21 protein-coding genes are annotated in these 22,719 nt (G+C 64.2%); 15 read left to right on the top strand and 6 right to left on the bottom strand.

Translation table 11 applies throughout. The annotated features are described in order from the left end of the window. The first annotated feature begins 320 nt into the window (after positions 1-320). From FPZ24_RS11665 to FPZ24_RS11635, 7 genes are all read left to right on the top strand, one after another. The gene (locus FPZ24_RS11665; RefSeq protein WP_186728799.1) at positions 321-1,631 is read left to right on the top strand and encodes an exopolysaccharide biosynthesis polyprenyl glycosylphosphotransferase; all 1,311 of its coding nucleotides are present in this window, start codon (positions 321-323) and stop codon (positions 1,629-1,631) included. A gap of 30 nt (positions 1,632-1,661) precedes the next feature. Continuing rightward, positions 1,662-2,405 (top strand): FkbM family methyltransferase, encoded by a 744-nt coding sequence (locus FPZ24_RS11660; protein WP_146572168.1) that lies wholly within the window; start codon positions 1,662-1,664, stop codon positions 2,403-2,405. Positions 2,406-2,573: 168 nt separating this feature from the next. Next, positions 2,574-3,473, top strand: a complete 900-nt coding sequence (locus FPZ24_RS11655; protein ID WP_186728796.1) for an acyltransferase family protein — start codon at positions 2,574-2,576, stop codon at positions 3,471-3,473. 60 nt (positions 3,474-3,533) lie between these two features. Then, positions 3,534-4,877, top strand: a complete 1,344-nt coding sequence (locus FPZ24_RS11650) for an O-antigen ligase family protein (protein WP_146572163.1) — start codon at positions 3,534-3,536, stop codon at positions 4,875-4,877. 243 nt (positions 4,878-5,120) lie between these two features. Continuing rightward, positions 5,121-6,524, top strand: a complete 1,404-nt coding sequence (locus FPZ24_RS11645; protein ID WP_146572161.1) for an oligosaccharide flippase family protein — start codon at positions 5,121-5,123, stop codon at positions 6,522-6,524. Next, a complete protein-coding gene (locus FPZ24_RS11640; protein WP_146572159.1) occupies positions 6,517-7,482 on the top strand; it encodes a glycosyltransferase in 966 nt (321 codons plus the stop codon). Before FPZ24_RS11645 ends, FPZ24_RS11640 begins: the two co-directional genes overlap by 8 nt. An 18-nt stretch (positions 7,483-7,500) precedes the next feature. Continuing rightward, complete coding sequence (locus FPZ24_RS11635; RefSeq protein WP_146572157.1) at positions 7,501-8,709, top strand: glycosyltransferase; 1,209 nt, start codon at positions 7,501-7,503, stop codon at positions 8,707-8,709. A gap of 9 nt (positions 8,710-8,718) precedes the next feature. On the opposite strand, the gene FPZ24_RS11630 is transcribed toward FPZ24_RS11635, so the two are convergent. The 3 genes from FPZ24_RS11630 to FPZ24_RS11620 all read right to left on the bottom strand — a co-directional run bounded on the left by FPZ24_RS11630 (position 8,719) and on the right by FPZ24_RS11620 (position 11,326). Then, entirely contained in the window at positions 8,719-9,732 is a 1,014-nt protein-coding gene (locus tag FPZ24_RS11630; RefSeq protein WP_146572155.1) for a class I SAM-dependent methyltransferase, read from the bottom strand. A gap of 34 nt (positions 9,733-9,766) precedes the next feature. After that, positions 9,767-10,852, bottom strand: coding sequence for a cell wall hydrolase (locus FPZ24_RS11625; RefSeq protein WP_240047439.1), 1,086 nt, complete (start codon positions 10,850-10,852; stop codon positions 9,767-9,769). Positions 10,853-11,056: 204 nt separating this feature from the next. Further along, positions 11,057-11,326: an XrtV sorting system accessory protein gene (locus FPZ24_RS11620; protein ID WP_146572153.1), complete on the bottom strand. Its 270-nt coding sequence runs from the start codon at positions 11,324-11,326 to the stop codon at positions 11,057-11,059. Between the two features lie 215 nt (positions 11,327-11,541). Here FPZ24_RS11620 and FPZ24_RS11615 point away from each other — a divergent pair, with 215 nt between their 5' ends. The 4 genes from FPZ24_RS11615 to FPZ24_RS11600 all read left to right on the top strand — a co-directional run bounded on the left by FPZ24_RS11615 (position 11,542) and on the right by FPZ24_RS11600 (position 16,064). Continuing rightward, positions 11,542-12,627 carry a glycosyltransferase family 4 protein gene (locus FPZ24_RS11615; protein WP_146572151.1) on the top strand — a complete coding sequence of 362 codons (1,086 nt, stop codon included), beginning with the start codon at positions 11,542-11,544 and terminating at the stop codon, positions 12,625-12,627. Continuing rightward, entirely contained in the window at positions 12,627-13,799 is a 1,173-nt protein-coding gene (locus tag FPZ24_RS11610) for a glycosyltransferase family 2 protein (RefSeq protein ID WP_240047438.1), read from the top strand. Before FPZ24_RS11615 ends, FPZ24_RS11610 begins: the two co-directional genes overlap by 1 nt. A gap of 95 nt (positions 13,800-13,894) precedes the next feature. Then, on the top strand, positions 13,895-14,191 hold the full coding sequence (locus FPZ24_RS11605) for a hypothetical protein (RefSeq protein ID WP_146572149.1): 297 nt from the start codon (positions 13,895-13,897) through the stop codon (positions 14,189-14,191). A 157-nt stretch (positions 14,192-14,348) separates the two neighbouring features. Then, a complete protein-coding gene (locus FPZ24_RS11600; RefSeq protein ID WP_186728795.1) occupies positions 14,349-16,064 on the top strand; it encodes an SGNH/GDSL hydrolase family protein in 1,716 nt (571 codons plus the stop codon). On the opposite strand, the gene FPZ24_RS11595 is transcribed toward FPZ24_RS11600, so the two are convergent. The 3 genes from FPZ24_RS11595 to FPZ24_RS11585 are packed head-to-tail and all read right to left on the bottom strand — an operon-like array spanning position 16,045 to position 18,357. After that, positions 16,045-16,842: a WecB/TagA/CpsF family glycosyltransferase gene (locus tag FPZ24_RS11595; protein WP_186728793.1), complete on the bottom strand. Its 798-nt coding sequence runs from the start codon at positions 16,840-16,842 to the stop codon at positions 16,045-16,047. The genes FPZ24_RS11600 and FPZ24_RS11595 overlap by 20 nt on opposite strands. Beyond that, positions 16,839-17,735: a tetratricopeptide repeat protein gene (locus FPZ24_RS11590; RefSeq protein WP_146572142.1), complete on the bottom strand. Its 897-nt coding sequence runs from the start codon at positions 17,733-17,735 to the stop codon at positions 16,839-16,841. Before FPZ24_RS11590 ends, FPZ24_RS11595 begins: the two co-directional genes overlap by 4 nt. Before the next feature lie 4 nt (positions 17,736-17,739). After that, the gene (locus FPZ24_RS11585) at positions 17,740-18,357 is read right to left on the bottom strand and encodes a tetratricopeptide repeat protein (protein ID WP_146572140.1); all 618 of its coding nucleotides are present in this window, start codon (positions 18,355-18,357) and stop codon (positions 17,740-17,742) included. Between the two features lie 180 nt (positions 18,358-18,537). On the opposite strand from FPZ24_RS11585, the gene FPZ24_RS11580 reads away from it, so the two are divergent. The 4 genes from FPZ24_RS11580 to FPZ24_RS11565 all read left to right on the top strand — a co-directional run bounded on the left by FPZ24_RS11580 (position 18,538) and on the right by FPZ24_RS11565 (position 22,712). Continuing rightward, the gene (locus FPZ24_RS11580) at positions 18,538-19,116 is read left to right on the top strand and encodes a polysaccharide biosynthesis/export family protein (RefSeq protein WP_146572138.1); all 579 of its coding nucleotides are present in this window, start codon (positions 18,538-18,540) and stop codon (positions 19,114-19,116) included. 33 nt (positions 19,117-19,149) lie between these two features. Continuing rightward, on the top strand, positions 19,150-20,415 hold the full coding sequence (locus FPZ24_RS11575; protein ID WP_146572136.1) for a hypothetical protein: 1,266 nt from the start codon (positions 19,150-19,152) through the stop codon (positions 20,413-20,415). Between the two features lie 189 nt (positions 20,416-20,604). Further along, on the top strand, positions 20,605-21,897 hold the full coding sequence (locus FPZ24_RS11570; protein ID WP_146572134.1) for a GumC domain-containing protein: 1,293 nt from the start codon (positions 20,605-20,607) through the stop codon (positions 21,895-21,897). Then, positions 21,894-22,712 (top strand): CpsD/CapB family tyrosine-protein kinase, encoded by an 819-nt coding sequence (locus FPZ24_RS11565; protein WP_146572132.1) that lies wholly within the window; start codon positions 21,894-21,896, stop codon positions 22,710-22,712. The genes FPZ24_RS11570 and FPZ24_RS11565 overlap by 4 nt, the downstream gene beginning before the upstream one ends. The last annotated feature ends 7 nt before the right edge of the window (positions 22,713-22,719 follow it).

Genomic DNA, 22,719 nt, shown 5'->3' with positions numbered 1-22,719 from the left:
TCGGGCTATCGTGTGGCGCAGACCCGCGCAAGGCATTCCACCCTGATCGACGGTGTCGAATAACGTTCGCTCGGCGGATTTCGTAACCGCTCCGGCGCATTGTCCCGATTCCGTACGGCGACGGCGCTTATACACTCGTCGCGTCATAATGTTGTGCCAATTTCGTCGTTAACGGCTTCGTGACGTTTGCGAACATACCTGAGTTGGGGCATGGCCGAAGCGGACATTCAGGGTTCATAGCGGGGCAGGCACTTCCTTTGGATATGGCCGTATCACAGACAATACTGACAGCTGATCGCGGCTCGATGGAGCGGCGGCGGATGCGGCTGTATGCGCTGTGTCTCTCGCTCGACGTGCTGGCGATCGTTACCGGCTTCTGGCTCGCCAGTCTGATCCGCGGCGGTCAGGGTCTTGCTCTAAACGGTATTCCGCTCGCACTCGGCGCGTTGCCGTTCTTTGTCTCGTTCGGGCTGGCGTACGGGGCGTACAGCGTCAAATGCCTCAGCGACTATGTCGAGTCCGCGCGCGCCGCGTTGGGTGCTTTCGGTGCGACGTCGCTGATCATCGTGACCTTTGCTTTCCTTGCGCAGGTCGGTGCGGTGATGTCGCGGCTGGCCTTCGTCTATTCGGTCATGATCACCGCGATACTTATCCTGGTCGGCCGCGCCATCATCGCCGGGTTGATCCGGTGGGCGCTCGACAGTGTTGCCGAGCGGTGTTTGCTGATCGTCGATGGCGCGCCCGTAGAAGGCGCGACGATTTGCGAAGTACTCGACGTCAAGGACCTCGGGCTGCGGCCCGATCTGGCCAATCCTGATCGTGTGGCGCGGGTAGGTGAGCTCGTCGATCCCTACGACAAGATTTACCTCAGCGTCGCAGAAGAACATCGCGAGGCCTGGATCACCGCGCTCAAGGCGACGGGGGCTAGCGTCGAACTATTGGTCTCGACGGGCGATATCCATGGCGCCGTCGGTCTGGGTAGGCTGGGCGATGCCGATACGCTGATCCTGTCGCTCGGGCCGCTCAGTCTTTCGAGCCGTGTTCAGAAGCGGTTGCTCGACCTGGCGCTGACGATCCCCGCGTTGATCCTGCTCGCCCCGCTGCTGATCGTCGTGGCGATCGCGATCCGGCTCGATTCCAAAGGGCCGGCGTTGTTCGCACAAACCCGCATCGGCCGCAGCAGCCGCCCGTTCAAGATCTACAAGTTCCGATCGATGAATCTTGCGCAGACCGACGCGACGGGTTCGGTGTCGGCGAGCCGTAACGATCAGCGCGTCACGCGCGTCGGCAAGTTCATTCGCGCGACGAGCATCGACGAGCTGCCGCAGCTCTTCAACGTGCTGCTTGGCAATATGAGCCTGGTCGGGCCGCGCCCGCACGCCACCGCATCGACCGCCGGCGACCAGTTGTTCTGGGAAGTGTCGCAGCATTACTGGATGCGGCACGCATCGAAGCCCGGTATCACCGGCCTTGCGCAGATCCGCGGCTATCGCGGATCGACCGAAAAGCGCGAGGATCTGGAAGGCCGGTTGCGGTGCGACCTCGAATATCTGCAGAATTGGACGTTTTTCGGCGACCTCGCGATCCTGGCCGCGACGGTAAAGGTGATCAAGCATGACAATGCGTATTGAGGCGCAGCCGACCCCGTCGCGCGGCCGCTGATGTTCAAGGCTCTCACCCGACGGCTGATCCCTTCTGTTTATGCGCGACTCGATACCGATGCGCGGTTGGGCGTCGCCGATCTCGTCAGTCGCAATTTCGAGGAAACGACCTATCGGCGCCTCGCCGGACTGGGGTTCGCGCCCGACGGCTATATCGATGTCGGTGCGTATCACGGCAATTGGACGCGGCTCGCGAACAAGGTGTTGGGCCAAAAACCGAGCCTGATGGTCGAAGGGCAGGCGGCGTTGCTGCCGGCACTCGAGAGCTATGCGGCGACGCGGTCCGATCTGTCGGTCTATGGCGGCGTTTTGTCCGCAACGTCTGGCGAGGAAGTCTCGTTCTACGAAATGGGCACCGGGTCCTCGATCTTCGCGGAGGCCAGCAACGCCCCGCGTGAACGCAAGACGGTAACGACGCATACGCTCGACGAAGTGGCCGCCGATTTCCTCACGACCGTCGCCGCGCCGTTTCTCAAGATCGACGTGCAGGGTGCCGAGTTAAAAATCCTCGCGGGTGGGGCCAAGGTGCTGGAGCGCGCGTCGCTGGTGCAACTCGAAGTCGCGATGCTGCCCTATAACAAGGGCGCGCCGCTAATGCCCGAGGTCGTCGCGTGGATGGCCGAGCGCGGCTGGTTGCCGACCGAGATATCGGGTTTCAGCCGTCCCTCGGGGCCGCTGGTTCAGATCGACTTGCTGTTCGCGCGCGCCGACTCGCCGCTTCGTCCCAGCGAGTTCCGTTTTTGACGATGACGTCGCGCGATGCCGATCAGATCGCAACGGTGAGCGATGGCGGCCCAGAGCGAGTTCCGACGGCCGGACCCGCGGCAAACGAACGGATGCTCGACATCGATCGCTCGAAGGGTTTGGGCATCCTGTTCGTCGTCTGGGGCCATCTGGCCGGGGGGGGCGCTGATGAACGCACCCTTGTGGTTCTACGTGTCGGTCGCCGTCGTCTACGAATTCCATATGCCGTTCTTCATGTATCTGAGCGGCTTCGTGTTCTTCTCGATCGGTGCGGTGGATCGCTTCTACAAAGCGCCGGCCACGTACGTTTGGAAACGCTTTGATCGATTGATGATCCCGTTCATCGTGTTCGGACTGCTCGTGGTCATCGGCAAGTACGTCGCCGCCAGCCTTGGCCCGGTGGACGATGGTGTGAACGGCATCGGCAGCGGTATCGCGAAGGTCGTCGCGAACACTCCCGACAACCCCAGTCTGTCGATCTGGTACCTGCTTGTCCTGTTCATCTACAGTGTCGTGACCCCGATCCTCTGGCGGATCGGCGGGCGACACATCGCGATTCTGCTGATTATCGGCGCCGTGGGTTGGTGCTTTGCTCTGCCCGAAGCCTATTACGCGGCCCGGATCGCGACATATTTCCTCTTCTTCGCGGTCGGCGGGTTTATCGCCTTATATCGCGAGCGCACGTTGCCCGCGATGAAGATGCTCTATCTCCCGGCGCTCGCGCTGATGGGTGTGCTTTGCTACTTCTTCCTCGGCAATCCGTTCGCACTGCTGGTGTGCGGATTGGCGTCCATCCCGGCGCTCCACGGCCTATTCCTCCAGGATTTCTGGGAGGGCGACCGCTTCTTCCTGACGATCGGCCGTTATTCGATGGCGATCTACCTGCTGAACACGATCTTCATCGGCATCGGCAAGATCGCGATCCTCCGCGTCGTGCCGCACGAAGGCGCGATGTTCGTGGTCGTGGTAGCGATATTGTTCGTGATCGGGGCGGCCGGCCCGATCATCGCGCGGACGGTGCTTGCGGCTATTCACCCCTTCCGCCCACTTCTGCGCTATGTCGATTAGCGGCGAATCGGTGTAGTCGGTGATCGCCGTGTTTTTTGTATCGAGAGATTCGACCCAGGCATGACCCTCGTCATCTTTTTTCTGGTGCTGTTGAGCTTCCCGCTGATCCTGGGACTGCTCAAGTCGTATCCGCACCGTCGAGTCTGGGCGTTTACAGTGCTTGGCGCGCTGCTGTTTCTCGGTGACGAGATTAGGCTGGAAGGGTTCATCATCGGCTGGCCGGGCTGGTTCGGTACGGTACGCGGTATCGCAATTTCACCGGCCGACGCGCTGGCGCTCGCTTTGGTCATGACGCGCCGCCCGGTGCGCGGTAACCTGCCGTTCTGGGGCGTGTTCGCCGTTTACGCCGTAGCATTGACGGTTTCGATGATGCCGGCATCCGTGCCGATGGCGAGTGTGTTCGCGGTCTGGCAGTTCGCGCGCATGCTGTTGCTATTTTCGGCGATTGGCGGCGAATGTTTTCGGCCCGATCTGCGGCAGGGGCTGCTCAACGGTTGCGGGCTGGGTCTGATGGTGCAGGCCGGCTTCGTGATCTGGCAGAAGCTGCACGGCGTCGTTCAGGCGCCGGGTACGATGGCGCACCAGAACATTCTGGGCATGTTGACCGAAGTGTCGTTGTTGCTGCTGCTGGCATCGTTGTTGTCGGGTAGCCGAAGCAAGTTGCAGATGGCGGGGATCGTTGCCGCGTTGATCATCATCGCCGGCGGCGGATCGCGCGGTGCCTTGGTGCTGGCAGGTAGCGGAGTCGTCATCCTGATGATCCTGTCGCTCGCGCGTCGGGTTACCCCGACCAAGATGACGATCATCGGCGCAGGCGTGTTGGCGTTAGCGGTAGCGGCGCCGTTTTCGCTGATGACGTTGAACCACCGTTTCGGAGGTAAATCGGTCATCACGCAGGAAGACGAACGCAATTCGTTCGAAAAGGCGGCGAAGGCGATGGCGGCGAACCATCCGTTCGGCGTCGGCGCAAACCAGTTCGTGCTGGTGTCCAATCGCGATGGCTACGCCGCGCGGGCGGGTGTGCCATGGCAGGTCAACGATCGGTCGATGCCGGTGCATAACGCCTATCTCCTCGCGCGCGCGGAAACGGGATTGTTCGGGGAACTGGCCTTCATCCTTATGCTCGTCCTGCCAGCGGTCAGGGGGTTATGGTTTGCGTTCACCAATAAACGCAGCCCTGGGGGCGAGATCGTGCTCGGCGCTGGCGTGGCGATGGCGCTGAACGTCGTGCACAACAATTTCGAATTCGCGGCATTCACCTATAACGTGCTCGCGCTGCTAATGGTGTGCATGGCGCTGATCGGTGGCGAGATAAGGGCCGCGCGAAACGCCGGGCGTCCGGCGCCCAAGCCTAAGGCTCCCGTTAGGCCGATCAATACGATGAGTCGGCCCGCCGTTTCCTGAGGACAGCTGTCCAGAACGCGACGCGTCGCATGCCAGTGCCGTGCTGCCGGATGTCATTCCGCAGTTCCGGCATGACCTCCAACGTGGCACAGGCGCTTCGTCGCAACACAAAATTGAATCTTTGGGACGATAAGAAGAGATCGATCGGGGACGCATGGTGACGGAATTCTGCATGAAGGCCGGCGGTGTGCTACGATCCGGCCGCATCTCCACAATCGGGCGGCGTTCCGCGTAGGCGAGTACATGAACGGAACGGCTACCCCCAATAGACTGATTTCGTCCGCCATGGGATTGTGGCGTGGACGTCTTGCGCGCCAGGCGATCTGGCTGACCGTACCGTTTGGCCTGCAACAGGGCGTTCGGTTGGTCACCAACGTCATCCTCGCTCGTTTGCTGGCGCCCGAAATGTTCGGGATCATGCTGCTGATCAACACGATGAGGACGGGCATGGAGCTGTTGTCCGACATCGGCATCGGCCAGAGCGTCGTTCGTAGCCAGCATTCGGCCGATCCGGTATTCCTGGACACCGCCTGGACCGTGCAATTGATGCGCGGCGTCCTGCTGGCGTTGGTCGCGCTGGCGGCCGCGGCGCCGATCGCGCACGCTTATAACAACGCTTCGCTGTTGCCGATCTTCTCGCTGGTCAGCCTGGGTTTCCTGCTGACCGGCCTGCAATCGCCGGACATCTTCCTGATGCAGCGTGACATGCGTCTGGGGCAGCGCGGCGTGTACGACGTCGTCTGCGCGATCGTGGTCAGCGCGATCACCGTCGTCCTGGCGATCATGTGGGGGAATATCTGGGCGTTGGTCTGGGGACTCGTGCTCGGAATGCTGTTCTCGACCGCAATGACGTTCGCGTTCGCGCCGTTCCGGATCCCGAAACCGACGCTGCATCGGAAATACCTCGCCGAGATCCTGCATTTCGGAAAATGGATATTCCTCGCAACCGCCGTTTATTTCGCGTCGATGAGCACCGACCGCATCTATTTTGCCGCGGTGTTGCCGCTGTCGTTGGTCGGCGTGTACGGCGTCGCGCGAACTTTTGCCGATCTGCTCGTGGCGCTGGCGCAGCGCCTGGGCGGCTTCCTCGTCTTTCCCAAGGTTGTCGAGCTCCGCAACAGTTCGAGCGATATCGCTGCCAGCTTCCGGCACAATCGGCGCTTGGCGCTCGGCGGAATCGCGTTGGCGATGACGGTTGCGCTGGTCGGCTCCGACCGCCTCGTCCTGACGCTGTACGACGCGCGGTATCACGCCGCGGCATTCATGTTGCCGGTGCTGCTTGTCAGCGTGTGGTTCTCGGTGCTGGCATCGTTCGGCGAGTCCGCGTTGCTCGGGCTTGACCGGCCCAAGGCTGGAGCATTCGGCAACGTCGCGAAGTTCGGCGTATTGATCGTCGGGCTGCCGTTCTTCGTGCCGCAATACGGGATCTTCGCCGGTCTGATCGTATTGCTCGTCGCCGAGGCAAGCCGGTGGCTCGCGATCTCGATCGCGTTGCGCAGCGAACGGATGGGGTCGCTGGGTGACGATCTGGGCATGACCGTCGCGATCGCCGCGGGTGCCGTCGTGCTGAAGTGGCTGCTCGGCTTTGCAGGCCTGGTTCCGACGTTCCAGCAATGGTGGGCATTGGGCGCGACGGTGCATGGCTGACACGGCGCAGATCGGCATCGTCGCGATCGGCCGTAACGAAGGTGAGCGGCTGATCCGTTGTCTTGCGTCGATGCCGCTGGGCATGCCGGTCGTCTATGTCGACAGCGCCTCGACCGATGGCAGCCAGGCGGCGGCGGAATCGGCCGGGGCGATCGTGCTCGCGCTCGACATGGCCAGGCCGTTCACCGCGGCGCGGGCGCGGGCGGAAGGCGTCGCGATGCTGTTCGATCGCTTTCCGGATACCGACTTCGTGATGTTCATCGACGGCGATTGCGAGATGGAGCCGGGCTGGCTCGATGCCGGGGCCGATTTCCTCTCGACGCATCCTGACTTCGCGGCGGTGTGCGGCCGCCGGCGCGAACGTCACCCGGAAGCGTCGTTCTACAACGCGCTCGCCGATCTCGAATGGGATACGCCGGTGGGTGAGGCCGAAGCGTGCGGTGGCGATTCGATGATGCGGGCCGACGCCTATCGCCAGGCCGGCGGGTTCGACCCCAGGATCATCGCGGGCGAGGAGCCCGAATTGTGCAGCCGGTTGCGCAAGGCCAACTGGCGCGTGATGCGGCTCGACGCGCCGATGACGATCCACGATGCAGCGACCTTCCACTTCAGCCAATGGTGGAATCGCGGCGTACGTAGCGGTTTCGGCTATGCGCAGACGTGGCGCGCGACGCGGTCCGGAGGGAGTGGGCTCTACGCCCGCGAACTCGCGCGCGCCGTCGTTTGGGCGGGCGTGCTGCCGCTGGTCAGCATCGTGGCGGCGGTGGTCGTTCATCCGGCGGCGATCCTGCTCTGGCCGGTGCTGAGCTTGCTCCAACTGATACGGCTCGGCGCGAAGTGGGGCATGCGCCGGGCCGTGCTGACCGTGACGATGCGCTATGCCGAGCTGCTCGGGGCGTTGCGCTATGGGGGGCGCTTGGCTAGCGGATCGCCCGGCGGCACCATCACCTACAAATAGGATATCGGCCGGGGCGATATGATCATTGGCTATCTGGTCAGCGAATATCCTGGGATATCGCACACGTTCATCCGCAGGGAGGTCGCGACGTTGCGTGACGCCGGCCTGGACATCCGTACCTATAGCGTACGCAAGACCGGCGTGTCGGCGGACGACAGCGATGCTCAGGCCGAGCGCGATCACACCTTCGTCATCCAGCAAGCATCGGCGTCTTCCTTCGTCGGGACCAATATCAAGGCGCTCGCCAAGCATCCTGTCCGCTATTTCAGCACGCTGAAGCTCGCCTTCGGTCACCGCGTGCCGGGACTACGCGCGTTGCTGCTGTGCGTTTTCCATTTTCTCGAAGCGATCGTGCTGGCCGATCGGCTCGAACGCGATGGCGTGACGCGGCTGCATGCGCATTTCGCCAATGCCGGTGCGACGGTCGGCATGTTGGCTGCGCATTTCCGCGGGCTGCCATGGAGCCTGACGCTGCATGGTATTTCGGAATTCGACTATCCCGCCGGATGGCTGCTCCCGGCGAAGCTCGAGCGCGCGGATTTCGCCGCGTGCGTTTCCTATTTCGGCATGGCGCAGGCGATGCGGCTGACGTTGCCGGAAATCTGGAAGAAGCTCGCCGTGGTGCGATGCGCGATCGATCCCGCGAGCCTGCCGGTCGCCGATCGTCATTCGCGAAGCGGTGCGTTGAAGCTCATCTGCGTCGGCCGGCTGTCGGCCGAAAAGGGTCACGCCGGACTGATCGGGGTGGTTCAGCGTTTGACTCGGGCCGGCGCCGACATGCATCTGACGTTGGTCGGCGATGGACCGCAACGCGTTACGCTCGAAGCGCTAGTCACCGAACTCGACGTGCGCGATCGCGTGACATTCGCCGGCGCCGCGACCGAACGGGATACGCTGGAGGCGATCGCCAAGGCGGATATCCTGGTGCTGGCAAGCTTCATGGAAGGCCTGCCGATCGTGCTGATCGAAGCGCTGGCGATGGGCATTCCGGTCGTCGCAAGCCGCGTCGCGGGGATCCCCGAAGTCGTCGAGGAAGGGCGCACCGGCCTGCTGTTCGAGCCCGGCAATTGGCGACAGCTCGAAGACGCCTTGGGCCGGCTGTCGCGCGAGCCGTCGCTGCGCGACGATCTCGCCCGGCAAACACCGTCGCAGCAATTCGGCCAGTTCTTCTATCCCGATGCGGCACGTCCGCTGATCGGGTTGTTCAACGACGCGCCGACCGGCTGAGCACCGCCCTTAGTTCTTCAGTGGTTTTTGCGCCACGAGCACGAACAGCGGGTTCTGCTTGAACAGCAATTTGTTCACCGCATGGATGCCGACATTGTTCGCCAACCGGAACGGGAACTTGCGATAGAGGTGCTGCAGGCTGACCTTGAACCCAGCGTCGCGCAGGCCTTTCTGCATCGCGAACGGATCGAGCAGGCGCTCGGCATATTCGCCGGTTTCCGGATTGCGGCACCATGACAGTTCGGGGCGCACGGGCAGCTTGCCGTTGGCCTTGAAGTCGTGCGCCGCCTGTTCGATTTCCGGGCGGATCAAGCCGGCGGTCGCGTGGACCAGCTTGGCGACGGCATCGTCGCCCATTCCGGGTTCGACGGCGCGGATCATGCGCTCGCGCATTGCGCCATAGGGTTCGGCGTTGGCGTGCTCGATCGGTCGCACTTCTTCCTTCAGCCAGGTGGCATGCTCCCACGACGAGTCGCGTTCGGCCCACATCGTGAAATTCCGCTCGCGAAACGCCGCGTTGTACGCGTTGCTGTCGTTGACGATCACGAGACGCCCGCCGGGTTTGAGCAGCGCGAAGCAGCGCGCGTACATCGCTTCCAGACTGTGGACGTGCTCGACAGCCTCGCTGCTGAAGATGCCGTCGAACGATTGGGCGGGCAGATCGACCTCGCAGACGTCGCCGACCATCGCCTCGACCTTCGCGACGCCGCCCTTGACACGCAGTTGCGTCAGGCACTGCTGCACGCCGTCGATCATCGAGGGCAGGATATCCATCGCGACGACGGTCGAGTCGGTCTCCTTGGAGAGAGCGAGCGCGTCCCAGCCGAACCCGCAGCCGACCTCCAGGATGCGCTTTCCGCCATAGAAGTGGCCGAGTTCGGCGACGTGGCCGATCCACCAGCTGAACCGGTCCCAATCTTTGTCGTCGATGTCGCGCCGATAGACTTGCAGATCGGGATGATCCGATCCGTGCGCATATTCCTCGATCGTCGATTTCAGCGTTTCCGCCGACACGTTACTCATGACAATTCCCCCGTTTGCCGACGCCGGCCGATATCTATTTGCCCAAGCCCTTGTTCCTATCGACGACGAGGACGCCGCGATCCTCGTCGGCGCGCAACGCCGGCTTCGGCGAGACGGCGACCGGATCCGGGCGTGCCGGGGCGCCGAGCAAGTCGTCCTTCACGATCGTGCGGTTGGGTGACAGCAACCCGGCGGGGTCGGTCGTCTCGCCGCCGCGATTGACACCGACCAGCTCCGCGGCAGGATCCGCATTGGGATCGACGATCGGCAGCACGACCGGCGGTGCCTCAGCGCTCGCATTGTAGCGTTCCCCGAATCCCGGCGGCCGACCGAGGCCGCCACGCATCGTGTAGAAGATGTGTGCGCCGATCGTCGCCACCTTGTCGAGCGATCCGGCCCAATAGGGCACGACGTAGTTGGCGTGGTAGTGCGTCGACAGGCCGACCGATCGCTCGACGCTGCCCGACAGCGCCGCGAGCGCGATCCTCCGCGCCTGCGCCCAGCCGCCGATGCTCGGGCGTCGCGCCAGGCTGCCGTCGCACGTGAAGCTGAACTGGCACCCGGTGCGCTGCTGCGATCCCTGGTACACGACGCCGCAGACCGTGTGCGGGAAGATCGGGCTGCGCATGCGGTTCAGCACCACTTGCGCCACCGCGCGCTGGCCGGTTTCGCTCTCGCTGGCAGCCTCGTAATAGATCGCCTGGGTCAGGCAATCGAGCGCAGCCGCCGCACCATTATTGGGTCCGACCATCGACGCCGTCGGGATGAAGAACGGCCGCGCGAAACTGGTCGGCATACCATCGAGCGGGCGGGCGGCGTTGATCGCCAGCGCATCGCTCGGCGCGATCGCAAGCGGCGTATTGGTCAGCAGCGTTCGGACCTCCTCGGCGGAGGGCGGCACCGCAATGGTGGCGGTCGACGATCGTTTCGACGCGACCGCGCCCGGCCGCACGTCACCGTGAACGAGTAGTGAGGCTGCGATGACGAACAGCATCGCCGTGGCCAGCCACGCGTAACGCGCCGCACCGCGAGTGGTCGCGCCATTGTTCGTTTTAGCGCTACCTCGTCGTCCGCCGTCGAATGACGAAACGAGCAGCATCTCGTCACCCGTTTTGGGCATGCGCGGACGATGCCTGGCGGCGGGCCGGGGCCTCACCGGCATCGGTTCGCGAACCCGGGATGTCGTTGCTGCCAAAACGTCACGCTCCACCAACGCGCGACTCCGCGTCTCGGCCAAAGCGGCTATCGGTGTCGGATCGACGAGTCCAGAATTACGATCGCGCCATTAACCCTGAAATGGGACGCCGGCGGTCGAAACGACCCGTTACGGCCGGTCGGGGCCGTCCATCTTATTGGGGCCGATCGGCGGGAATTTCAGCACCTTGAACACGTAGACGGCGACCAGCACCAGCACCGCGGCCGCGCCGATATCGGAATAATGGTTACCCAGATAATTGGCGACGGCACAGCCGAGCGCTGGGAACAGATATTCCATCAAATGATCGCGCGTACGCTCTTCGACGGACCGCTGCAGCATTAGGACGACCAGGCCGCCAAAGCAGATGATCGTCACCCAATCCCAGACAGTTTCCATCGCTTCACTTGCTCCCCAGCGGGCCGATGATCGGTTCGTCGCGCCGACCGGCGACCCCTCTATTTCGCTAACGCACCGCCGGGCGAAGTCAATGCCACTGCGTTGTCACGAATCGACACAGCACACTTTGCCATATTGCCTGCAACAACAATTGAATGGCATTGAGCGATCGAGTTTCGCGGGCGCAAGCGACGCGTAGGGGGTATCAATCGCGCATGCGCATCCTGTTTGCCTTGCCGGGCTTTCATGCCCAGGATCGTGGCGCCGAAGTGGCGCTGTTGGCCGTCGCGCGCGAACTGGCGCGGGGCGGGGACGACGTGACGGTGATGGGCGGTGGGCCGGAGCGGCCGGACGAACCCTATCGCTATGTCCACGTGCCGATCGTCGATCGCAAGCGCTTCGAAAAAGCGCCGCAATTCCCACCGTTCCGGTCCGACACAGCGTGGGAAGACGCGACCTTCGGAACGACGCTGCTGACCAAGTATCGCCCGAAGGATTACGACGTCGCGATCACGTGCAACTTTCCGTTCTCGCACCTCGCCCTGCGGCGGCCGACGTTCGGGAAATCGCCGCTGCAGATTTATGTCACGCAGAACGGCGACTGGCCGGCGCGGAGCGGCAAATCCGAATATCGCCTGTTTCGTTGTGACGGACTGGTCTGCACGAATCCGGATTACGAAGCCGAGAACAAGGATCGCTGGCCGACCGCGCTGATCCCCAACGGCATCGTGCTGGAGCGTTACAAGGCGGTCGAGCCGGATCGCGCCGGGCTCGGTCTGCCGGAGGGCGTGCCAATCGTTCTGATGGTCAGCGCGTTCATCGACACCAAGCGCGTGGCGGACGGCATTCGTGCGGTCGCGAAGCTGCCCGATGCATATCTGGTGGTCGCCGGTGACGGGCCGTTGCGGGCGGAGGTCGATGCGCTGGCGGCGCAATTGTTGCCGGGCCGGTTCAAGCGGCTGACGCTGACCGCTCCGGACATGCCGCGGCTTTATGCCTCGGCCGACGCGTTCCTGCACATGTCGCTGCTCGAATCGTTCGGTAACGTCTTCGTCGAAGCGATGGCGAGCGGGTTGCCGATCGTCGGCCATGATACGCCGCGGTTGCGGTGGATCGTCGGCGATCGCGACACGTTGTGCGATACCGAGAATCTAGACGCCGTGGCGGACGCGCTGCGCCGCGCGCTGGCGACCGGGCGCGGTCCGCAGGATCCGCGATCGGCCGAGTTCGGCTGGCCGTCAATCGCCGCGCGCTATCGGTCGTTCATCGTCGGACTGCTCGAGCGGCGGAAGGCTGCGTAGTGATCCTGTCGATCGTCGCTTGGATGCTGGCATTGGCGGCCGGCGTGCCGCTGGCGATCTTTTCGCTGGAGGTGGCGGTCGGGCTGGCCAATTCCCGGCGGTCTGTCGCTGGGACGACGACGGGCCGAGTGGTGGTGCTGATTCCGGCGCATGACGAGGCGGCTGGTATCGCGCCGACGATCGAAGCGTTGAAAGCCGTCGCCAGCGATGCTCGCATCCTGGTGGTCGCCGACAATTGCTCCGACGATACCGCAGCGGTGGCGCGAGCGGCCGGCGCCGAGGTGATCGAACGCCATGACGCCATTGCGCGTGGCAAGGGCTACGCGCTGGCGTTCGGCCGCGACCATATCGCCGCGACGGGGGCGTGCGACGTCGTGATCGTGCTCGACGCCGATTGCCGCCTGGCGCCGGGCAGCGTCGCGGCGCTGACCGCGCGCGCGATGCGCGGTCAGCCCGCTCAGGCGATCAACCTGATCGCGCCCGATCGTACCGCGCCGCCGATGACGCAGATCTCCGGCTTCGCGATGGTGGTGAAGAACCTCTATCGCTCGCGCGGCATGACGCGGATGGGCGGGTCGGCGCTGCTGACCGGGACCGGCATGGCGTTCCCCTGGACGTTGTTTGCCGACGCCGATCTCGGTTCGGGGTCGCTGGTCGAGGATCTCGGGCTTGGCATCACGCTGGTGCGGGCCGGGCATGCGACGTTGCTGGTCGAGGGTGCTTCGGTATCCAGCGCCCCGCCGCCCGAGGATGCGGCACTGGCGCAGCGCACACGGTGGGAGCATGGCTTCCTCGATACGGCGCGGAACGCCGCCTTGCCGCTGCTGGGGTCGGGGTTGCGGCGTTTGTCGGCGAAGGAAATTCTGTTGGCGAGCCATTTACTCGTACCTCCGCTTGCGTTGCTGTTGGCGGTCGCGACGGCGTCGTTGGGCGTGGCCATCGTGCTGGCGCTGGTCGGCGCGAGTCTGGTGCCGGCGATCACCCTCGCGGCGATATTCGCGGCAGCACTATGCGTGACTTTCGCGGCATGGCTGCACGGCGGGCAGCGCTGGTTGAGCGGGGCGGCCTTGCTCAAGGCGCCGCTCTATATCCTGTGGAAGCTGCCCATCTATCTCGGATTTCTGCGCGGGCGCGAGACCGAATGGCGGCGCACCTCGCGATCGGATTCTTAGGAAGGCAGCCGCGCCTGGGCGAAAGTTTGTCTTAAGGACTTCGCCGCTATCGTCTGTCCTCTGCGGCAAGGGGGCCGCGACCGGAGATCGAGCCGATGAGCGCACAACGCAAGCTGGTTGACCCAGCGCCGACCACGCCGGTGGAAGACGCCGTGCAAGCCGATTACCAGTCGCCGCGGACGGCCGATGGCGAGTTGCCCATGTCGCCGGCGGTGTTGCTGCAGGAGCAACTAGCCGCACGCATCGCCGACGCGAATGTCAATCCGGTTGAGGCGCAGGCCGCGGCGGAGGATCGCAGGTGGCCGATGCCGCTGCGCATCGCGACGATCGTGGGGCTCAGCCTTGCGCTATGGGGCGGCATCGTTCTGACGGCTGTCAAGATTATAACCTAATAGGTTATATTATGCTTTCCTACACGATACCTGCGCATTTATTTATACGCCTTTAGGGCGTAGCGCTGCATCGTGCGACACGCCCTTTTCGGAAGGGTGACACTATGACAAATACTCTGAGAGACAAGGCTCCCGCCACCGTCGGGGCCTTCCTCTGATGTCGGGCATGGGCCTCTCGATCCCCGATCTGGCGACACGCCGCTCGGGTACCGCCGCCGTGCCGTTCGTGATCACCAATATGGTGATCGAGGGCGATAGTCAAACCAGCACGACCCCCGACCAATCGACCAATCGCGACGCTTTCTACAGCTACACCTATGCCGACGATCCGGCCAATGCGGCGGTGACGATCCATGTCCGCGCGCAGGCGAGCCGGACGGTCGGCGGGGCGGCATATAGCGGTCCGCCGCTCGAGGGGGCGGACACGGGCTCGCCGACCGGCAACACCTTGCTCGATCATCGCAGCGACGACGTCGCGTTCGGCCCGCAGCTGCTGACGGCGATGCTGGGCAGCAACGACCTCGGCACCTTCTCGGTCGACAACACGATCGCGAAATGGTTGGCCTATGCGCCTACCGTACGAGGAGCGGGGATCAAGCTCGGGGTGGTCGCCCCGCCGCCCTATCATCCGGGGCATCCCAGCTATGGCGCCTTCATGCCGTTATGGTCGGACTATGTTTCGCGGCTGCGTACTCCGTCGGTGCGCTCGACCTTCGCCGACTATTATATTCCCCTCGGCGAGCATCCCGACTTCCGTGATCCGGCGCTGGTCGATGCGATGATCAACGCGAGCGACAAGTTGCACCTGACGCCTGGTGCGAGCGTCATCACGTCAGGCCAGTATCGCGCCTATCAAGTTTACAAAGCGGCGATCGACACGATCCGCGACCAGAGCCGCACCAACAGCAGTTCCATGTACGGATCGTCCTGGCCAACCAGCGAAACCAATCTGACCCCTGGGGCGACGATCACGCGGCGTGTGATAATCAAGGGTATCGCGCATGCCGGCCTGACATCGGGTGCCAGCGTGAGTGGCCCGACCGGGACAACCATCGCGCTGAACGGCGGCATCGCAAGCTCGGTCGTCGGCACTAACAGCGGGGATGGCCGAGCGATCTACAATGGCGACGTGCTCGATATCGCGATTCCGCTCAGCGCACTGAACAGCACGGCGGTCAGCATCGACCTGACGATCGGCGGCGAAACGCGGACGATCACCTATACAACCACTGCCAACGTGACGCCGGCGACCTATGCGCATCAAGACGTGATGAACGTCCAGCCGGCCGATTCCGTGCATACCTATACCGGGCTCGCATTCGACAATGTCGGCATCGGTCTGCTCGCGATCTACAGCCCCGCCGCGGCGCCGACCGGCATCAGCGTTGGCGGCGTGAGCGCCACGCGGCTGGTGAAACAGACCACCGATTTCAGCGGTCAGTTGTCGATCTGGACCGTCCCGATCACTGCGACCGGTGTGCGGAACGTCGTGGTCACCTTGCCGACATGGGCGGGACAATCGACCCTGTCGTGGGGCGTGGTGAAGAATGCCGACGCGACGATGCAGCAACTAAGCCCGGCGAGCGACGGATCGGCGCCGACCAGCGAAGCGAGTCCACACGCGACCGGCGGTCTGACCGTGCCGGCAAACGGTATCGCCGTCGCGTTCTTCGGCGAATATGGCGGCACGTCGATCACCCCGGCGACCGCCGGCAGCGGCACGACGCTGATCGACGAAGGCAGCGGTGCGTATCAGGGCGAAAGCTACGGCATCGCGGTCGGCACGCGGACGACGACCGGCGCGGCGAGCTTCGCCTTCGCGTTCGGCACCTATCCTCGCGCAGCCGCGGTGTTCAAGGCGGCGGGGACGTGACCCCCCGTCGCGCGCCGCGCCACCGCCACCAAATCGCGAAGATCGGCGGACCTTCTATCAAGTAGCGGCGCCACAAGCGGCGCGGCTCGCTGAGCAGGCGGAACGCCCATTCGAGCCCCATCCGCTGCATAACGCGCGGCGCGCGGCGCTTGGCGCCGGTCAGGAACTCGATCGACGCGCCGATGCACAATGCGACACCGCGCGCCTTGCCGCGTTCCCGAATCTGGTGCGCGACGATCTCGCTTTGCGGTGCGCCGATCGCGAAGAGCGTCAGGTTGGGTTGCTCGGCTTCGACGAAATCGACGATCGACTGCTGAGCGTCGGGATCGTGCAATACGCCGAACGGCGGTTCGAAATGCAGCACCTCGGCGGTGGTGAGTTGGGATTGCAGCCACGCTGCGTCGGTGTCGCGACCGCCGATCAGCGCGACCTTCGTACCCGATGAAACACCAGCTTCGATCAGGATGCGCGTCAGGTCGCTGCCTGGCACCACCGGCAGCGAGAGGCCCGACAGGCCAGCGAGCTTCGCCAGGATGCGGCTATCGTTGATGCAGAGATCGGCATCGCGCTCGGCCGCGACGAACGCTGCGTGCCAGGGCGCGCCGGCATTGTTGTGCAGACGGACGACGTGGTCGACGTTCGGCGTAACGACGTATTTGAAGCGCGGCGCGGCCAACGCAGCGAGCACCCATCGCGCTGCCTGATCGAGTTCCATCCGCGCGAAATGCAGGTCCAGGAATTCCACGCTGTCGGGCGGTGGCGCGCCGCCCGCATTCACCGCCAGCTGCTGCCCAACAACGGACTGGGCCGGCGCTCGCCCGGGGGCAGATCGATCGAGAACGTCTTGCGCGCGGTCGCTTCGCCGGCCTTCGCATCCTCGACGCATAGCGGCTGCGTCGTGCGCCCGCAGGCGGCCGCCAGCAGCAGCCAGCCGCTCACCTTGGCGGGTGCGCGCTGGGTCAGCCGGCGGGCGACGTCGGCCGCGCCGTCGGCGTCGCCGGTGCTGACCAGCCACGTCACGTAATGCGCGACGGGCGCGGTATCGAGCGGCCGGGCGCGCGTGCCGTCGAGGAAGGCGCGGCGAACCCCGGCATTGTCGCCCTTGCTGCGGTAGGCCTGCGCGAGCAGATCGAACCCGTCGCGATCCGGGCATTGGCTGGCGATTTCCTGCGCGGCGACGACCGCCGTCGATGGCTGGCCGCGGCGGATCGCGTCGGACGCGCGAACCGCCAGCGCGTCGCAATTGTTCTTGTCGGTCGCCAGCACGGCCTCGGCCGCCGAGGCATCGGATCCGCCGCTTTCCTTGTACGTGATCTTGGCGCGCAGCCCGTCTGCCTCGCCGCCGGGCAACGATCCGACCAACGCGCGGGCCGTCTTGGAATCGTTCGCAGCGAGATAGAACCGCGCCACCATCAGCCGTGCGACCGGCGCGCCATCGCTGGCGAGGGTGGAAATCTGATTGGCATCGAGCGGCGACGAATCATATTCCGCCCACAAATCCTTCAGGCGATCCATCGCGTCGTGATCTCCGCCATGCTTGGCCAGCAATGCCCATACTCGCCCGTTCGCGTCGTCTTTCCGGCCGAGCTTGTAGTCGAGGTTGGCCTCGTCGATCGTCAGGTCGATATTGTCCGGTACGATCTCGCTAAGCGCTTTGAATTGCTGCAGCATGACCTCAGGAATCGCCCTGATCGCGGGCGCATTCGAGCAGCGCCGACACGATCATCTGGGTTGGGCCGATCTGCTTCAGCCCGTCGCGCAGCAAGGCCAGCGCTTCCGGTTGCTGGTTGTTGAGGAACATCGCGCGGGCCTTCAGCACCATGCCGGCTTCGTTCTTAGGATCGACCTTCAGCATCTGTTCGCCGACTGCCTGCGCCCCGTCGATATCCTTGCGGCCGAGCAACTGGACACCCTTGACCAGCAAGGCCGGAAGATTGTTCGGATCGTTCGACAGGATGCGATTGGTGGCCGCGGTCGATTCCGCCTCCCGGCCCATCGACGCGCCGATCTGCGATACCGCTTGCAACGCTTCGGGGTTCATCGGGTCGATCGACAGCGCCAGGCTATAGGCCTCAAACGCGCCCTGATAATCCTTGCGCTGATAGTTGATCCGCCCGTTGAGCAACTGGAATTCGATCTGGTCGCCGCGTAGCGAAATGGCCCGCGCGATCGCGATTTGCGCGCCTTGCAGGTCACCCGCGTCAAGCAACGCCTGCGCTTGCGCGGCCTCCGCATAGGCGCGTTTGGTCCTGTCGCCACAGCCACTTATTAATACCGTCGCAGATAATGCCACAATGACACACCGGTGTCGTAACCATGTTGCGGAGCGGGTTTTGGACTGGAAGGCAGACATTCGCACTGCTATAGCGCCGCCATTACCTCAGTCGAGCGGAATGGAGTTCAAGTATTGCGTTTTTGCCTGACAGGGGAGGGGCGGCAACTGCCGGCCATGGTTAAAACGATCGGTTGCGCCATGGCAATGATGGCAATCCCGCTTTCGGCACCGGCCACCGCACAAGCGACGGCCGACACCAGTGCAACCCAAGCCACCTATACGATCAATGCCGGCGACGAGCTGGAGATCTACGTCTGGGGCGAAGAGCGGCTCCAGCGTGTTCTCCACGTATTGCCCGACGGCACGATCGCGTTCCCGCTGGTCGGTCAGTTGCGGGTGCAGGGGCTCCTGCCGCAAGCGGTCGAGCGCCTCGTGAGCGAGCGTCTGAAAAGCCAGTATAAGGGCGACGTGCCCAACGTTACGGTGTCGGTCCGCTCGCCGGTCGGCCTGTCGTTCTCGGTGGTCGGTAAGGTGCGGTCGCCCGGGTCGTTCAACCCAGGTCGCTACATCAACGTGCTCGACGCGGTCAGCCTAGCCGGCGGCCCGGCGGACTTCGCCAATCTCGACGGCGTATCGATCATCCGCCACCAGGGCAGTCAGTTGATCACGCTGAAGGTGAAGCTGGGGTCGGTGTTCAAGGGCAGCGCGAGCGGCAGCACACTCGACAAGACTAACATTGTCCCGCTGGTGGCGGGCGATATCGTCGTCGTACCGTAAATTTCACGGGACGCGGCAAGGGGGTTTGGGAAAATGCGCAGTCGAGCAGTTCGGCACGCCGGACGCTGTATCGGGCTGGTCGCCATCGTCGGCGTACCGGGCGCCGCATACGCGCAGGACGTGCAGACGAGCGTGGTCGCGTCGGTCGGCGGTTCCGCGGAAAGCAATCCCTATAACGACACCAATTCGCACGGCGCGGCCGTCGCGGCGACGGCGGACGTGCGGGGTACGGTCGTTGCGCGCGACGACCGTACGACGGTCGACGTCACTGGCTGGGCGTCGTTCCGCCAGTTCCTCCGCCGCTACGGACTTGAGGACAGCTATGGCGTCAACACCGATATCTCCAGTCGGCAGTCGGATCGACTGACGCTGCGCGGTTCGGGATCTTTCTCGTACAGCGTAGGCGGCTTCAGCGGTTATGGTCGGCCCAGCCTGTCGCCGGTCGATCCGACGAGCATCATTCCGGATCCGACGCAGCCCGATCCGCTGGCGGGTCTCAATCCGCTGACCGGACTGAGCGACGCGAACATCCTGGGCCAACGGACGCGCTTCACCTCGTACGGATCGGGCGTTGGCGCGGATATGCAGCTCGGCGCGCGGTCGAGCGCGTCGCTCGATCTGTCGGCGCGCGCGCTTCGCTTCGCGCTGACGTCGTACGACGATTACAATACGTATAGCGGCCAATTGCAGCTCAACCACCGGCTCGACGAACTGTTCTCGGTCGGTTTGATCGGCACGCTGACCAAGACCAACTATCTCAGCCTGCGCCAGGGTGACGCGCGGACGGCCGAGTTGCTGGCGTCGGTCGATCGCCGGCTCGGGTCGCACTGGTCGCTGAACCTCGGTCTCGGCGCGTCTTTCACCAAGATCGACGGCCGTGGCGGCTTACCGGATACGAATTTCACCGCGCTCTCGGCTCGCCTGCGCTTCTGCTGGCAGGACGAATCGTCGAACTTGTGCCTGGGCGCTCTCAGGAGTCCGCAGCCCGCGGCCGACGGCAATGTCCGCGTGTCGGATACGCTCACCGCGGACTATTCGCTGCGGCTGTCGGCGCGCGAGAATCTGTCGGTGTCGGGCGCCTATTCGCGGACCGGGCGCGGCCGTACGGCGGCGATCGGTGGCGGAGCGCCGGCGATCGACTTCGTCAACGCGTCGGTGCGCTACGATAACCAAATCAGCAAGAAATTGACCGCATTCGTAGCGAGCAATTTTTCGAAGAGCATCACATCGGGGCTGCGGCGCCGGCCGAACGTGGGAATTTCGATGGGCCTGCAGGTTCGCATTGGGACGGGACAGTGAACGACTATTACAACGGTGATGATGCAACTGTCGTAGCGGCCGGCGATGGCGGCTTTATAGCGCAATTGCCGTCGATCATTTGGCAGCGCCGCTGGTTCCTGATCATCCCGTTGGTGATCGGGCTGGTCGCGGCGGCGGCGGCGGCGTTGCTGTTACCGCGCCAGTACGAGATCGAGCGCTACCCTGCTGGTGCAATCGCCCAGTCTGCCGAACGATGTCATCGGTACCGCCAGCGACGCCGACCTGATCAACCGCAGGATCGAAGCGCTTCGCCAGCAGATCATCACGCGGCCGAAGCTGCTCGCGCTGATCGAAACGAACGACCTCTACACGTCCGACCGCGCGCGCAAGCCGTTGTCGTCGATCATCGACACGATGCGCGGTGAAATCGCGCTGACGTCGATGGATGCCGATCTCAACGCCGCGAAGCCGGAAGACCGGACGATCGCGTTCAGGCTGAGCTACCGCTATTCGGATCCGGTCAAGGCCCAGGCGATCGCGCAGGACCTGATGGAGCAGATCGTCGAGCTGAACTCGACCGTCGACGTCGCCAACGCCAACCAGGCGGTGCAGTTCCTGACCGAACAGGGCAACAACCTGAAGCGCCAAATCGGCGCGCTGGAAGAGCAGATCGCGAAGCTCAACCTGCAATATGGCGGCGTGCTGGCACGGTCCAACACGCCGGTCACCGGCGGCAGCGTCGGCTACGACATGCAGATCGCCGATCTGATGCGTCAGAACCAGTCGCTGCAGTTGCAGAAGTCGGATGTCGCCACGTCTGATCAGCGCGATCCGGCGGTCGCCAGCGCCGAAACTGCCTTGGCCGCGGCGCGCGCGCAATTTTCGGAAGACCATCCCGACGTTCGGCTCGCGAAGGCGCGACTGGAAGAAGCGAAGCGCCTCGCCGCGCAGAACATCAAGAAGGTGCCGGTCAACAACATCGACGAGCAGATCAAGTTCAACAATGAACAGATCGGCAAGCTGCGCGCGGCCAAGGCCCAGGAAATGGGTGCGGTGTCCGCGACGATCAGTTCGCAGTCGAAGGCCCCTGCGGTACAGCAGCTAACGACCCAGCTGCAAGCCAAGCTGGACGGGCTGTACAAGCAGTTCGACGCCATCTCGGCGCGGCTGATGACCGCGCAGGCCGGATCGCGCGCCGCCAACGAGCAGTTGGGCGAGCGGCTGGTCGTGGTCGACCCCCCGGTCGTGCCGGACAAGCCCGCATCGCCCAATCGCCTGCTGATCTTTGCTGGCGGCGTGATCGGCGGCGGCGGCCTGGGCGTCCTGCTGGCGTTGTTGGTCGAGATGCTGCTGCGGCCGATCCGCACGCCGGGCCGCGTCGCGCAGATCACGGGCAGCCCGACGCTCGCTCTCATCCCGATCATTGCCGGCGACGGCAAGGCCGACGACCGCCCCTCATTCTGGCAGCGCGTCTTTCGCAATCCGTTCCGCCGCCGACCCAAGGAAGAAGACGCCGCATGACCGACAGCCCGATCGCACCGGACATGGGGGCGGCGAATGCATCCGGCGTGCTGACGACGGCGCGCCCGTTGTTCCAGCCGGCCGACCCGCTCGCGAAGCTCAACCTGTCGCGTGAGATGCTCGACGACCAGCGGATCGTCGGTTTCAACAACCGCGACCGCCGGTCGCGCGCCTACCATCTGCTGCGCGCGCAGGTCACGAAGATCATGAAGCGCAATAATTGGCGCATGATCGGCGTCACCAGCGCGACGCCGGACGCCGGCAAGACCTTCACGTCGATCAATCTCGCGGCCGCCCTCGCGGCGACCGCCGGGACAACGGTGGTGCTGGCCGATCTCGATCTCCGCCGCGGGTCGATCTGGGATACGTTCGGGAACCCGACGGACAAGGGTCTGAGCGACTATCTCGAAGGCAAGATCGACAATCCCCGCGACATCGCCTGCCGGATCAACGAATCGAAGCTGGTGATCGTGCCGACGATCCGCAGCGAGGCGCCGTCGAGCGAACTTCTGGCGTCGGACCGGTTCCGCTCGTTCATCGAACAGTTGCGCGCGATGCCGCAGGACGTCCTCATGATCTTCGACTTGCCGCCGGTGTTCGCCGACGACGATGCGATCATGTGCATGGAGTATCTCGATGCGTATCTGCTGGTCGTCGACCACGGCGTGTCGACCGCGCGCCAGATCGAGGAAACGGTCCGCTTGCTGCACCCCGCGCCGTGCCTGGGCACGGTGCTGAACCGCTACAAGGGCGGGTTCGCCGATCCCTACGGCTACGGTTACGGCGATCGCTACGGGATGAAGAGTTACGACTGAGCGTTAG

The sequence above is a fragment of the Sphingomonas panacisoli genome, from assembly GCF_007859635.1.
In the GTDB taxonomy this organism is placed as follows: Bacteria; Pseudomonadota; Alphaproteobacteria; order Sphingomonadales; family Sphingomonadaceae; genus Sphingomonas; species Sphingomonas panacisoli.
The sequence above is the reverse complement of the archived record's forward strand: the minus strand, read 5'-3'. Positions and strand labels throughout refer to the sequence as shown.